The organism is Streptomyces sp. NPDC058646 (genome assembly GCF_042716875.1).
In the GTDB taxonomy this organism is placed as follows: domain Bacteria; phylum Actinomycetota; class Actinomycetes; order Streptomycetales; family Streptomycetaceae; genus Streptomyces.
In genome coordinates this window covers 1-13247 of sequence record NZ_JBHXRK010000062.1, presented here as the reverse complement: position 1 = coordinate 13247, position 13247 = coordinate 1, and the positions used below count along the sequence as shown (strand labels likewise).

Here is a 13247-nt window from a genome sequence, read left to right as displayed (position 1 = left end):
GCACGATCGCCCCCGTGAAGCCGAGCATCGAGACGAAGCCCGCGATCACCGGCAGCGACAGCCACCCGTCGAACAGTCCGTCCAGGATGCCGTCGGCGACCGGTGCGTACGTCATTCCACGGCTTGGCCGCTTCCAGTGAACTCATGCAGCGGACTATGCCGTGGCTCCTCGACGCGATCGGCCCATCGCCCGCTGTGCGATAGCCGCGTTCACTCCGAGTTTCCAGCTCGCCGCACCCTTCGAAGTCGTGAGGGACGGCGCGGCGAGGATCGGACGGTCCCCGCCCGCGCGCCAGCAGGCACAGGGCGCCCACAGGCACGGGGACGGAGCCACCGGCAGGGGCCCGACCCCCCGACCCGAGGCGCGGGCTTTGGTCGTACACCTTTGCGGAGGTTAGGGTCTGACGCCTTGGTGAGGAGGGTGAGAATGGGGCTCATGGACGCGGATCACGCCGGGCTGGTCGTCGCGGCGCAGGCCGGGGATGCCCGGGCGCGCGAAGAGCTGATCGCCGCCTACCTGCCGTTGGTCTACAACATCGTCCGACGGGCGCTGAGCGGACATGCCGACGTCGACGACGTCGTCCAAGAGACGCTGTTGCGCGTGGTGCGGGATCTGCCTGCGTTGCGCGCCCCCGACAGCTTCCGGTCCTGGCTGGTGTCGATCACGCTCCGCCAGATACACACCCATGGACAGCGGCAGCGCGTCTTCGCCGGCCGGACCGCGATCATCGACGAGGCACTCCACATACCGGATGCCGGCCCCGAACCCGAGGACGCGACGATCCTGCGTCTCCATGTGTCGGACGAGCGCCGTCAGATCGCCGAGGCCGGTCGGTGGCTCGACCCGGACCACCGGGTGCTGCTCTCGCTGTGGTGGCAGGAGCGCGCCGGACTGCTGAGCCGTGAGGACATCGCCGCCGCGACGGGCCTGACTGTCGCCCACGCCGGGGTGCGCCTGCAACGCATGCGCGAGCAGCTGGACCTGAGCCGGACGATCGTCGCCGCCCTGGCGGCCGACCCGCGGTGCCCGCAGCTGGGCGAGACCGTCGCCGGTTGGGACGGTCTGCGTACGTCGGTGTGGCGGAAGCGGATCGCGCGGCACACCCGCGACTGCCCGCTCTGCACGGCGGCGACGACGAACCGGGTCCCTGTCGAGGTGCTGCTCCTCAGCCTCGCGCCCCTGGCCGTCCCTGCCGGACTCATCGCCACGCTGACCGCCAAGGGCCTGCTGTCGGGTTCGGCTGCGATCGCCGCCGCGCCGGCCATGGTCCCCGTTGCCGCCGGCACGACCACGATGGGAGGCAGTGCGCACGGCGCGGTGGCCGGCAAACTCCACGTGGTGACCGCTCATCCCTTGGCGAGCCTGGCCGCCAGCGCGGTGCTCATCACCGGGGCCGCCACCTACGCGACCTGGCCGGAACCGGAGCCCCGGGCGCCCGGCGTCAGTGCCGCTCCCACGGCCGGCCATCCCGGGCCGGTCCCGTCGGGCACCCCCACGTCGGCCGGATCGCCGTCGGCGAGTCCGTCCGCCGTCGCAGGAGGCACTGTTCCGCTGGGCGCACACTCACTGGAGTCCGTGGACCGACCCGACCTCTACCTGACGTTTGCCGGCGACTTCGCGGCGCTGGGCCCGGTCTCCGCGTCCAGCAGCACGCAGGCACGGCAACGCGTCACGTTCACGGTGGTCCGGGGACTGGCCGACACGGGGTGCGTCACCCTCCGCTCGGCCGACGGCCGTTACCTGCGCCACCACTACCTGCGGCTGCGGCTGAGCACCGACGACGGCAGCGAACTGTTCCGGAAGGACGCCACCTTCTGTCCGCGCCCCGGGGCGGTCGCGGGGTCGGTGACCCTGCGCTCGCACAACTACCCCGGATCGGTCATCCGCCACCGCGACGGCGGCATCTGGCTCGACGGCTCCGACGGCAGCCGGGCCTTCGCCGGCCAAGCCTCCTTCGTCGTCCGCAAGGCCTGGTTCTGAAAACCGGTCGCTGAGCAGCGCGCACGGATTCGCGAGCCGCGAGCCGCGAGCCGCGAGCCGCGAGCCACGCAGTGACAGCCGGCGAGCCGCCCGCAGCCGGCTCCAGCACTGCGCAGTGCACACCCCTGTGGTGGGCCGCCACCGTGCCGCACCGGTCCGGGGTCGATCAGCATGCGGGTCCACGGGCGCCTCGCCGAACCGGTCGGCCTGAAGGCTCGGGCACGGCGACTACCGGCCGGTGCTTGTACGAACGGCACCGCGGAGCAGCGCGGCCTCCCCTCCCCCGTGGACGACCAAACCGAGGGGCTGGGCGTAACACTTCCTGCCTGCGAGATGCATCACGGGCAGATCTTCGGGATGGCGCGGCTTTTCTGTTACGCCGCCTCGCGTTCGGAAGCCTCCACTTCGTGGGGTTCTTCCCGCCGCTCACCATGCGAGCCGGTGTGAGAGGCCCCCGCAGCCATCGGCACATCCCCGGAAGGAAGCGCCCCATGACGCGACATACCCCTGAACGCCGCACGCCCCGTACCCAGGAGCGGCACCTCGTCCTGCACCGCACCCACCCCGCCCCCGCGGCGCATCAGGCCGCATCGGCCGGTGCGCCCACGATCACGCCCCGCGAGGCGACCCGAGACCACCGAGGAGCAGCATGAAGGGCCTGCACGGGCACGGTCGGCGCCGGCGGACACTGACGATCGGACTGGCGGCCGCGGCGCTGGTGGGGGGTGTCGTGACGCTCCTGCCGAGCTCTGCCGGAGCCGCAACGCCCCTGGGCACGCAGGCGGCGCCCTCGGGCAGGTACTTCGGCACCGCTGTGGCCGCCGGCAGGCTCGGCGACGTGAAGTACACCGCCATCCTGGACCGGGAATTCAACATGATCACCCCGGAGAACGAGATGAAGTGGGACGCCGTCGAGCCGTCCCGCGGCACGTTCACCTTCGGCGCGTCCGATCAGATCGTCAACCGTGCCGCGACGCACGGCCAGCGCCTGCGCGGCCACACCGCGGTCTGGCACGCGCAGCTCCCCTCCTGGGTCAGCTCCATCAGCGACGCGAACACCCTGCGCGGGGTGATGAACAACCACATCACCACCCTGATGACCCGCTACAAAGGCAAGATCCACTCCTGGGACGTGGTGAACGAGGCGTTCGCCGACGGGTCGACCCAGCACCGCAGCTCGGTGTTCCAGAACGTGCTGGGCAACGGCTTCATCGAGGAAGCGTTCCGCACCGCCCGGGCGGCCGACTCCTCCGCCAAGCTCTGCTACAACGACTACAACATCGAGAACTGGTCGGACGCCAAGACCCAGGGCGTCTACAACATGGTCAAGGACTTCACGTCCCGTGGCGTGCCGATCGACTGCGTCGGGTTCCAGAGCCACTTCGGCACCGGCGGCCCCCCGGCGAGCTTCCAGACCACCCTGGCCAACTTCGCCGCCCTGGGCGTCGACGTCCAGATCACCGAGCTGGACATCGCCCAGGCGTCGCCGACCCACTACGCCAACACGGTGAAGTCCTGCCTGTCGGTGGCCCGGTGTACCGGCATCACCGTCTGGGGCATCCGGGACAGCGACTCCTGGCGCAAGGGTGAGAACCCCCTGCTGTTCGACAGCAACGGCAACCCCAAGGCCGCCTACACCGCCGTCGTGAACGCCTTCAAGGCCGCCCCCGGGACCGGCACCGGCACCGGCACCGGCACCGGCACGATCAAGGGCGTCGCCTCCGGCCGCTGCATCGACATCAACGGCTCCACCACCGCCAACGGAACCCAGGCGCAGCTGTGGGACTGCCACGGACGGACCAACCAGCGCTGGACCCACACCTCCGGCAAACAGCTGACGGTCTACGGCAAGAAGTGCCTGGCCGCCAAGGACAAGGGCACCGGCAACGGCACCGCGGTGGTCATCGAGGACTGCAACGGCGGCGCCGGCCAGCAGTGGAACATCAAGACCGACGGCACGATCTCCGGCGTCCAGTCCGGGCTGTGCCTCGACGCCGTCGGCGCGGCCACCGCCAACGGCACCAAAATCCAGCTGCACTCCTGCTGGTCCGGCGGCAACCAGAAGTGGACCGGCCCGTCCGGGACGCCGACCCCGACAACTCCCGCGCCGACGGGCACGTGTGCTCTTCCGTCGACCTACCGGTGGACGTCGACGGGTGCGCTGGCGCAGCCGGCGAACGGGTGGGCCTCGCTGAAGGACTTCACCCACGTGACGTACAACGGCAAGCACCTGGTCTACGGCTCGTACTTCTCGGGATCCTCATACGGCTCCATGATGGCGGGGCCCTTCACGAACTGGTCGGACATGGCGTCGGCCCGCCAGACCGGGATGAGCCAGGCCACGGTGGCTCCCACGCTGTTCTACTTCGCGCCCAAGAAGATCTGGGTGCTGGCGTACCAGTGGGGGGCGTGGCCCTTCATCTACCGCACGTCGAGCGACCCGGCCAACCCCGAGGGCTGGTCCGCGCCGCAGCCCCTGTTCACCGGCAGCATCCCCCGCACCGACTCCCCCACCGGCCCGATCGACCAGACACTGATCGCCGACGACAAGAACATGTACCTGTTCTTCGCCGGTGACAACGGCAAGATCTACCGGGCGAGCATGCCGATCGAAAACTTCCCCGGCAACTTCGGCTCCTCCTACACGACGGTCATGAGCGACTCGCCCGACAACCTGTTCGAGGCGCCGCAGGTCTACAAGGTCCAGGGCCAAAACCAGTACCTCATGATCGTCGAAGCCAGGGGCGCGAACCAGGCCCGCTACTTCCGCTCGTTCACGGCCTCCAGCCTCAACGGTCCGTGGACCCCCCAGGCCGCCACCGAGAGCAACCCCTTCGCCGGCAAGGCGAACAGCGGAGCCACCTGGACCAACGACATCAGCCACGGCGACCTGGTGCGCGACAACCCCGACCAGACCATGACCGTCGACCCCTGCAACCTGCGGTTCCTCTACCAGGGCAAGGCGCCCGCGGCAGGCGGCCCCTACGACCGACTGCCCTACCGGCCGGGTCTCCTCACCCTCCAGCGCTGACCTGCCCCGATCCACAGCAACACGCAAGGAGAACAACCCCCATGAAGAACCCCACGAACGGCGGGCGCCGCGGACGCCACCGCCGCCGCTGGACCGGGACCGGACTGCTGCTCGGTGTACCCGCCGTCCTCGTGCCGTACCTCCTGTACGTGCAGGACGACTCGCAGGCCGCGACGGTCGACGCCGGCGCCTACTACCGGCTGGTCTCCGTCCGCAGCGGCAAGGCGCTGGACGTCAACGCCTTCTCCACCGCCGACGGCACCCGCATCCAGCAGTGGACCGACCAGAACACCGCCAACCAGCAGTGGCAGCTGCGACCCACCGGGGACGGCTACCACGAGTTGGTGAACCGCAACAGCGGCAAGGTGCTGGGCATAGCCGGCGACTCGACCGCCCCGGCGGCCGCCGCCGAGCAGCAGACCGACGGCTCCGCCACCTCGCAGGAATGGCGGATCGACGACGTGAGCGGATCCGACGCCGTCGTCCTCACCTCCCGCAGGAGCGGCCAGGTCCTGGACGTCTCCGGCAGCTCCACGGCCGACGGCGCGGAAGTCATCCAGTATCGCGGCCACGGCGGCACCAACCAGCAGTGGAAACTGGTCAGGACGACCGGGGCCAAGACGCCCGGATCCGGACCGTACGCGTGGCGCAACGCCCAGGTGGTGGGCGGCGGCTACGTCACCGGACTCGTGTTCAACCCCCGGGAGAAGGGCCTGCTGTACGCGCGCACCGACATGGGCGGCGCCTACCGCTGGGACACCGGGGCCGAGCAGTGGATCCCGCTGACCGACTGGATCGGCGAGAAGGACTGGAACCTGCTGGGCATCGACGCGCTGGCCACCGATCCGGTCGACCCCGGCCGGCTCTACCTCGCCACCGGCACCTACACCAACGACTGGGCGGGCAACGGCGCGATCCTCCGCTCCACGGACCGCGGCCGCACCTTCCAGCGCACCGACCTGCCCTTCAAGCTGGGCGGCAACGAGGACGGCCGCGGGGCGGGCGAACGGCTGGCGGTCAACCCCGCGGACAACGGCACCCTGCTGCTAGGCACGCGCAAGAACGGCCTGTGGCGCAGCACCGACCACGGCGCGACCTGGAGCCAGGTCCCCTCGTTCCCCGTCAAGGACGGGGCGGGCAGCGGCGCGGGCATCTCCTTCGTGACGTACGGCCCGGCCGGCAGCAAGACGGTCTACGTCGGCGTCGCCGACAAGACCACCTCCCTCTACCGCTCCACCGACGGCGGCAGCACGTGGCAGGCCGTCCCCGGACAGCCCACCGGACAGATGCCGCAGCACGGCGTGCTCTCCGGCGACGGCTCGCTGTACCTGACGTACACCAACGCCCTCGGCCCCAACGGCGTGACGGGGGGCTCGGTCTGGAAGCACACGCCGGCCGGCGGAACGTGGAAGAACGTTTCCCCCTCCCAGGGCACCTACGGGTTCTCCGGTCTGGCCGTCGACCCGCGCAAGCCCTCCACGGTGATGGTCACCACCCTCGACCGCTGGTGGCCGGAGGACGAGATCTACCGGACCACCGACGGCGGCACGACATGGAAGGCACAGGCCGCGCAGTCGGTGCGGGACGCCTCCGCCGCACCGTACGTGGGCACCGGCACCGGGCACTGGATGACCGCCCTGGCCATCGACCCCTTCGACTCCGGCCACGTGCTGTACGGCACCGGCAGCGGCATCCTGCGCAGCAAGGACGCGGGGGCCACCGACAGCGGCGGCACCAGCCACTGGAGCGTGGGCGCCCGCGGGCTGGAAGAGACCGCCGTGCTGGACGCGATCGCCCCGCCCGGCGGCGCCCACGTCGTCACGGCCCTGGGCGACCTGGGCGGATTCCGTCACGACTCCCTGACCGAGGTACCCTCCGGGCGGCTGACGAACCCGATGATGGCCAACAGCACATCCATCGACTTCGCACAGTCCAACCCCTCGATGATGGTCCGCGTCGGCCGGGGCGGCGCGCAGGACGGTGCCTACTCCGCCGACGGCGGCCGCAGCTGGAAGGGCTTCGCGTCCGAACCGGTGGCCGGCGCCGACAGCGGCCGGGTGGCGCTCTCCGCCGACGGCTCGGCCATCGTCTGGACGCAGACCGGCCAGGCCCCGTACCGCTCGACCGACAAGGGAGCGAGCTGGTCGAAGGTCAACGGCCTGGGCGCCAACGCCGTCGTCGTCGCCGACCGCTCCTCGGCCGGGACGTTCTACTCCCTGGCCGGCGGCACGCTGTACGCCAGCACCGACGGCGGGGCGACCTTCAGCGCGCGGGCCGCGGGCCTGCCCGCCGACGGCCGGCTCGAGGCGGTCCCCGGAGCCGCGGGCGACCTGTGGATCGCCGGCGGCGGCCAGGGGCTGCTGCACTCCACCGACGGCGGCCGCACCTTCACCCGGCTCGCCCCGGTGAAGTCGGCCTCCGCCGTCGGTTTCGGCAAGGCCGCACCGGGCGCCTCCTACCAGGCCCTGTACCTGATCGGCACCGTCAAGGACGTCACCGGCGTCTTCCGCTCCACCGACAAGGGCGCCACCTGGCTCCGCGTCAACGACGACGCCCACCAGTGGGGCGGCATCGGCGGCACCGGCGTCATCACCGGCGACCCCGACGCCTTCGGCCGGGTGTACGTCGGAACCAACGGACGCGGCCTGCAGTACGGCGACCCCTCCTGACCCGACAACCGGGCGGGGCCGCAGGCGCAACGGTCTGCGGCCCCGCCACCGCCACTGCCACCGCCGAGCCAGGCCGAGGGAGCTGGGGAGGCGGGCCTGCCGGATCGGTGTCATGTCCTCAGGCTGTCCGGCCGGCTGCGCCGGACCTGCCCAGAGGTCAGCTGGACCGGGATGCGATCTGGAGACGGGCAGGGCCCCAGACTTCCTCGAACTCCTCGGAAGTGAGTTGTTCGGGGTCATGGCCTTCCCATTCCGAGACGGGCACCTCGGCGGTGATCCCGAACCTGCTGTCGTACTCGTCGAGGCGGCCTGCGTCGTGGGCCCGCTGCCACTCAGCAAGGGAGGCGGCCGCGATGGGAGTCAGCTCAGGCCCTTCGAGTTCGACCTGCCGGCTCACGCAACCTTCGGCGTCGACCTCGAAGTAGAACCAGGTGTCTTCCTCGTCCCAGTAGCAGCGCATCCATGTGGTCACCAAGCCATATTGCCGGGCCCAGTGCAGTGCACCGCGCTACTCACGAAACGGCCGGCCCCCGAGTCCATCCCTGCTGCAGCCAGGCGAGGTGTCGACTCACCACAGACGGACCAGCCGGGAAGCTCTCGTCGTAGCGCTTTACCGAGGAGCCTGATGGGGGCTGGTCATGGAGTGAGGTCCAGGATCCGTACCGGCTGGCCTTCCCAGCGCTTCGACTGGGTGGTGGCCACGATCGCGCCGTCGGGCCGGTCCGCGGTGGGCTGCGCTGCATGCCGGCTGTGGGCGGCTGCCCACGTCTCGTGTTGAGCGACGGCGAGTGCGCCGGGCAGGTCCAGATCCAGGACAGTGATGCCGGGCAGACCGGCCAGGTGCTCAGCAGTCCCGGGGCGTGCCCGGACGGCCTCGACGAGCGCGCACGTCGGCGCGTACAAGAACCATCCGGTCTCCGCGTGTGCGCGGTGGATCAGCCGGGAGGCCAGCACGTTGCCCTGCCCGGCTGCGGCCATGGACGTCTCGTCCAGCACGATGTGCATCGCTCCTGGATGGTGCACGCCGAGGAAGTGCTGCGTCCGATGATGAGCACGGCTTTCGCGTGGTGGCGTAAGCCCTGTCAGGCGCGGGAGCGACCGGCCCTTGGGAGAGGCCCCGGCCCGGTCGCTCCCGCGCTGCATTCATCGAGTATGAAGTACGGCATTCCCTGCGTCGTCCGGGGTCCGCAGAATCCGCGGGTCGAGGGCCCGTTGCGCAAGCTTGCTCCGATGCTGACCGCAACCGGTCCGGCTCCCGGGGGCCATTGAACGGGAGCCGGACCGGCGCGTCAGGGGCCGGCGCCCTTGCCTCGCTTGAACCAGACGGTTACGCCGACCAGGGCCAGGACGAGCACCGCACATACCGTGATGGGCAGTGCGAGGCTCACGCCTTCATCCTTCGCCTCGCTCTTGCCTTGTACGGGTGAGGCTGACGGAGAGGCGGAGGCCCTCGCGACGGGGTTAGCTGCACCCGGGCTAATCCCTTAGAGGGCTACTTGGAGCGAAGGTTCGGATACACCAGCCTTCTCATTCCACGCCGCCGAGCGCACCCTCTCGCCGAGTATGGGTACGGTCATGACGGCGTGCACCTTCTTCTCACCCACCTCTTCTTCCTCGCTTCGCTTCGGCGTCCGGAAGAGGAGTGACGTGGGCTGCCTCGTTTTCCGTCATGGCGACGGCGCTGGCAGCTCAGTACACCACTTGATCTTTGCTGGCACGGTGTCGGCAAACGCATGTCTGATTGCCGTACTGGGACTGTTCGCCGCAGCCTTGCCGCGAGCTGGAAGGCCGGGGTCGCTGAACATCGGCCTGCGCGCCATGGCCGGCGCCCAGGCAGCCGTCTGCGGGTGGTTCGGTCATCTCGGAGATGGCCCTACGTCTGCGCCGTCCTCTGCCCACGGCGGCCCGTGGGGCATGTCCTGTCTCGCCCGGACGCTCGTCGTCGGCTGGACACTGCACACCGCCGACGCCGCCTGCTCGTGGCTTGGGAGCTCGGTGCAAGGCGAGCTGGACTCCCTGGCCGTACGCCTGCGGGCTCTCTTCGTCCCCTGGATCACCCCGACCGGCTCGCAGGACCCTCGGCCGTTCGTCGGCTCTCGAAGCAGTCGGACGAGTGCACCCCCTGGCGAAGCCTTCCTGGCCAACGCGGTGGTGCGCCGAGGTCCGCCTCTGCGTCGCCGTCTGCGGCTGTCCGACACTTCGGCAGTCGTGAGGCCCCAGGCGCCCACGCATCTCGACGCCACTTCGCCATCGAGCAGGGCCGCCGGAGGGAGACCCCTCGCGGACCGCTGACGCGGCCGGGACGATGCCTGTGCGCCCGTTGTCCCCGGCCTGACCGCAACCCACTGCTCGTGTGGTGGCAGATCGGCCACGGCCCCGCGAGCAATCGAATGAACCAGGAGCCAACGTGCCCACTCAACGCATCGACGTGATGCACCCTGCCGACATGAGCCCGACAGACCTGCAGCTGTGGAGCTCGCTTCGGGCCAGGACGGCGCCCGTCGCCAATCCCTTCATGAGCCCCGAGTTCTGCCAGACGGTCGGCCGTGTCCGGCCGGGTGCCAGGGTCGCGGTCGTGCGCCAGGACGGCGAGCCCGCCGGCTTCTTTCCCTTCGAGCGCGACCGGTGGGGCCGCGGCCGCGCGATCGGCCTGGGCGTTTCCGACTGCCAAGGCGCTGTCCTGCACCCCGACGTACGCGTGGATCCGCATCAGCTCCTGCGCGCCAGTTCGCTGACCGTCTGGGAGTTCAACCATCTCGAAAGCGGCCAGGACCTGTTCCTGCCGTTCGCAACAGGGCGATTCGCCTCGCCCGTCATCGATCTCAGCGGCGGCTACGCCCACTACGAAAACCTGCTCCGAACACGCTCCCGCAAGTTCCTGAAGTCGACCCTGGCGCAGGACCGCCGCCTGGGACGCCGGGTCGGGCCGCTGAGGTTCGTGTTCGACGAACGAAACCCGGCGGCCTTGCGGACGCTGGTGGCATGGAAATCTGCCCAGTACCGCCGAACAGGACGGCGCGACCGATTCGCCCAGAATTGGATCAACAACCTGGTAGGCATCCTCGCCGACACGGACACACCCGACTGCTCGGGCCTGCTATCGGTGCTCTACGCAGGCGAAAGGCCTGTTGCCGCACACTTCGGGCTGCGCTCACGCACCGTGCTGTCGTACTGGTTCCCCGCTTACGACCGGGATTTCGCCCAGTTCTCCCCAGGTCTCGTTTTCCATCTCCGCATGATCGAGGCGGCCGCTGCCGCCGGCATCGAAATGCTCGACCTCGGCAGAGGTGATGCCGCCTACAAGCATTCCCTCAAAACACGAGAGCTGACGGTTCATGAAGGCACTCTTCTGCGGCGCAGTCCCGGTGCGGCTCTCCACTGGTTCAGCCGTGAGCCTGCACGTGCTGTCCGCCGCTTCGTGAGGGAGAGGCCCCAGCTCAAGACCACAGCCGTACACATCCTGGAAACAGTCGGCAAGATGCGTGACCGCCGCCCTTGAGGAGGCAGCTGCTCGACCTCGGCTACGCAGTGGAGTTCGGGTTGGCCGGTGCTGCCGTCGGATCTGCCTTCAGGAAGACACAGGCCCTTGCTCTGCCGCGGCGGACAGGCCCAAGTTCCCCAGCCGCTGGTATGCCCTGTCGGTCTTGTGCTCGACCTCCGCAATGCCCTCGCTGGCCGGACGGCGCCCCCGTCGATCGCTGTCGGTCAGCGGCACCACACCCTCCCGCTTGAGCGCACGCGGCGCCTCGGCCACTGGGCGCTGGCCAGCCGCCCTGAGGCCGATGCCCTGCCAGCAGGAGAAGCGACGGCCTAAAGACCCATGCATACGGGCGCCCTACGGCATCCTGGGACGCCGTACACGGGGCCTGTTGCTCACGGGTAACCGAGATCGTTTCCAGGTCGAGGTTCTATCTCAACTAGGAGCTGTCCGGCCGATCATTGATCGGTGCGCACGGAAGGCGGCGGTCGTCTGCGCGGTCCCATAACCTGCGCGCATGACTACCGAGAAGTACCTCTCAACGATTGAGGCGTTGACCGTGCAGCCGTTCCCGGAAGTGACCTATGTCGATGCCTCCGGGGGAGGTGGACCAGAGCATCATGTGCGCGAACTGCAGGTCAGTCAGAACTTCTGGGATGACGACGACGGGCAGGCCTGGATTGAGGCTGAAGGCGAACTGCAGGCGTGCCGCGACGACCTGGCCGCAAGCCTGACGACTCGATGGGGCAATACGTTCGTCGTGGACCTCGGACCGTATCTCAGTGCTGGCTGCGAGGGAGAGCAGGTGCCCGAGCCGCTCAACTACCTCAGCCAACAGGCCGTGAGCATGCAGATGTGGCCGCTCCCCGACAGGGGTCGTTGGCTTGCGCTGGCGATCGGCCAGGCCGACAAGGAGCTGCCACTCATTCTGTTTGCCGCGGTCGGCCAGACTTCCGCACTCGACTTGAACACGAGTGACCGGTCATGAGCGGAGCCACACGATGACCGCGGCAGCTGAGACAGTGCCGAGGAACACATAGCCACGCTTGTCATACCTCGTAGCCACCGCACGGAAGTTCTTGAGCCTGTTCACAGCCCGTTCGACGGTGTTGCGCTTCTTGTACCGCTCTCGTCAAATGCCGGTGGCCGTCCGCCTCGTGATCCCCTGCGCAGGCGGGCGGCCCGGCTGTCGGCCTTCTCCGGGATGGTGTGTCGGATGCCGCGCCGCCGCAGGTATTGACGGCAGGGGCCATTGCTGTAGGCCTTGTCTGCTGCGACGCTGTCCGGCTTCTTACGAGGCCGGCCCGACCCAGGCCGGGGGACCCGGGTCTTCTCGAGCACCAGCACGAACTGGGTGCAGTCGACTCGCTGCCCCGGTGTGACGATCAAGGACAACGGACGGCAGCGGCCGTCCGCGCTCAGGTGGATCTTGCTGGACAAGCCGCCGCGCGAACGCCCCAGGCCCTCACCTCCTGCACCACCTCCACCAGCTGGTCGACGAGGCTTCGCCACGGAGTTTCGTCCTGGTGTTCCAGCGGCTCGCCCCCCTTTGGGGCGGCGAGGGTCGGCGGCGGGTCGGTGCGGGCGCCGGCCGCGTGCTGGTGCGCGCGCACGATGGTGGAATCCACCGAGACATGCCAGTCGATCGCGCCCATCGCATCAGCCTCCTCAGCCTGGACCTGCTGCAGCAGCCGTTCCCAGGTGCCGTCCGCAGACCAGAGCCGATGGCGCTCGTAGACCGTTTTCCACGGCCCGAACCGCTCCGGCAGATCGCGCCAGTGCACCCCGTCCGCACCCGGTGCAAGATCCCGTCGATCACCTGCCGGTGGTCGCGCCACCGCCCGCACCGACCATTGCTGACGGGCAGGAACGGCCGCAACCGTTCCCACTCCGCGTCCGATAGATCGCCGCGTCCACCCCGCCCCATGCACGGGACAACGATCCGACCAGGCGACAGTCACATGATCGGCCGGACAGCTCCTAGTACTGCAATGGCGTTTGGCGTGACTGGTGGCCAGGTTGGTCGTTGGTCTGGTTATGGGTGGGGTACTTGGTGATGTGAGGGCGTGGGCGGCGGGTCTGGGTGAG

The 13247-nt window shown here is 69.5% G+C and carries 8 protein-coding genes and 1 pseudogene; 6 read left to right on the top strand and 3 right to left on the bottom strand.

Going from position 1 to position 13247, the window contains the following annotated elements; all coding sequences use genetic code 11:
- The first annotated feature begins 436 nt into the window (after nucleotides 1-436).
- From ACFWUZ_RS35860 to ACFWUZ_RS35845, 4 genes are all read left to right on the top strand, one after another.
- A complete protein-coding gene (locus tag ACFWUZ_RS35860) occupies nucleotides 437-1981 on the top strand; it encodes a sigma-70 family RNA polymerase sigma factor (RefSeq protein WP_384382246.1) in 1545 nt (514 codons plus the stop codon).
- Nucleotides 1982-2472: 491 nt separating this feature from the next.
- Nucleotides 2473-2634 (top strand): hypothetical protein, encoded by a 162-nt coding sequence (locus ACFWUZ_RS35855; protein ID WP_384382244.1) that lies wholly within the window; start codon nucleotides 2473-2475, stop codon nucleotides 2632-2634.
- Nucleotides 2631-5012, top strand: a complete 2382-nt coding sequence (locus tag ACFWUZ_RS35850; protein ID WP_384382242.1) for a non-reducing end alpha-L-arabinofuranosidase family hydrolase — start codon at nucleotides 2631-2633, stop codon at nucleotides 5010-5012. Before ACFWUZ_RS35855 ends, ACFWUZ_RS35850 begins: the two co-directional genes overlap by 4 nt.
- A gap of 41 nt (nucleotides 5013-5053) precedes the next feature.
- The gene (locus ACFWUZ_RS35845; RefSeq protein WP_384382240.1) at nucleotides 5054-7681 is read left to right on the top strand and encodes an RICIN domain-containing protein; all 2628 of its coding nucleotides are present in this window, start codon (nucleotides 5054-5056) and stop codon (nucleotides 7679-7681) included.
- Between the two features lie 157 nt (nucleotides 7682-7838).
- Here ACFWUZ_RS35845 and ACFWUZ_RS35840 read toward each other — a convergent pair whose 3' ends face one another.
- Nucleotides 7839-8141: a hypothetical protein gene (locus tag ACFWUZ_RS35840; RefSeq protein ID WP_384382248.1), complete on the bottom strand. Its 303-nt coding sequence runs from the start codon at nucleotides 8139-8141 to the stop codon at nucleotides 7839-7841.
- A gap of 176 nt (nucleotides 8142-8317) precedes the next feature.
- Nucleotides 8318-8686, bottom strand: a complete 369-nt coding sequence (locus tag ACFWUZ_RS35835; protein WP_384382238.1) for a hypothetical protein — start codon at nucleotides 8684-8686, stop codon at nucleotides 8318-8320.
- 1402 nt (nucleotides 8687-10088) lie between these two features.
- Here ACFWUZ_RS35835 and ACFWUZ_RS35830 point away from each other — a divergent pair.
- Nucleotides 10089-11180, top strand: coding sequence for a GNAT family N-acetyltransferase (locus tag ACFWUZ_RS35830; RefSeq protein WP_384382236.1), 1092 nt, complete (start codon nucleotides 10089-10091; stop codon nucleotides 11178-11180).
- A 496-nt stretch (nucleotides 11181-11676) separates the two neighbouring features.
- Nucleotides 11677-12147: a hypothetical protein gene (locus ACFWUZ_RS35825; protein ID WP_384382234.1), complete on the top strand. Its 471-nt coding sequence runs from the start codon at nucleotides 11677-11679 to the stop codon at nucleotides 12145-12147.
- Here ACFWUZ_RS35825 and ACFWUZ_RS35820 read toward each other — a convergent pair.
- Nucleotides 12142-13086: pseudogene (locus ACFWUZ_RS35820) on the bottom strand (IS5 family transposase). The gene ACFWUZ_RS35825 and the pseudogene ACFWUZ_RS35820 overlap by 6 nt on opposite strands.
- Nucleotides 13087-13247 lie beyond the last annotated feature (161 nt).

Bases quoted from the DNA above. Each gene is read 5' to 3' on its own strand.
- ACFWUZ_RS35860 (WP_384382246.1), top strand. From the start codon at position 437: ATGGACGCGGATCACGCCGGGCTGGTCGTCGCGGCGCAGGCCGGGGAT.
- ACFWUZ_RS35855 (WP_384382244.1), top strand. From the start codon at position 2,473: ATGACGCGACATACCCCTGAACGCCGCACGCCCCGTACCCAGGAGCGG.
- ACFWUZ_RS35850 (WP_384382242.1), top strand. From the start codon at position 2,631: ATGAAGGGCCTGCACGGGCACGGTCGGCGCCGGCGGACACTGACGATC.
- ACFWUZ_RS35845 (WP_384382240.1), top strand. From the start codon at position 5,054: ATGAAGAACCCCACGAACGGCGGGCGCCGCGGACGCCACCGCCGCCGC.
- ACFWUZ_RS35840 (WP_384382248.1), bottom strand. From the start codon at position 8,141: ATGCGCTGCTACTGGGACGAGGAAGACACCTGGTTCTACTTCGAGGTC.
- ACFWUZ_RS35835 (WP_384382238.1), bottom strand. From the start codon at position 8,686: ATGCACATCGTGCTGGACGAGACGTCCATGGCCGCAGCCGGGCAGGGC.
- ACFWUZ_RS35825 (WP_384382234.1), top strand. From the start codon at position 11,677: ATGACTACCGAGAAGTACCTCTCAACGATTGAGGCGTTGACCGTGCAG.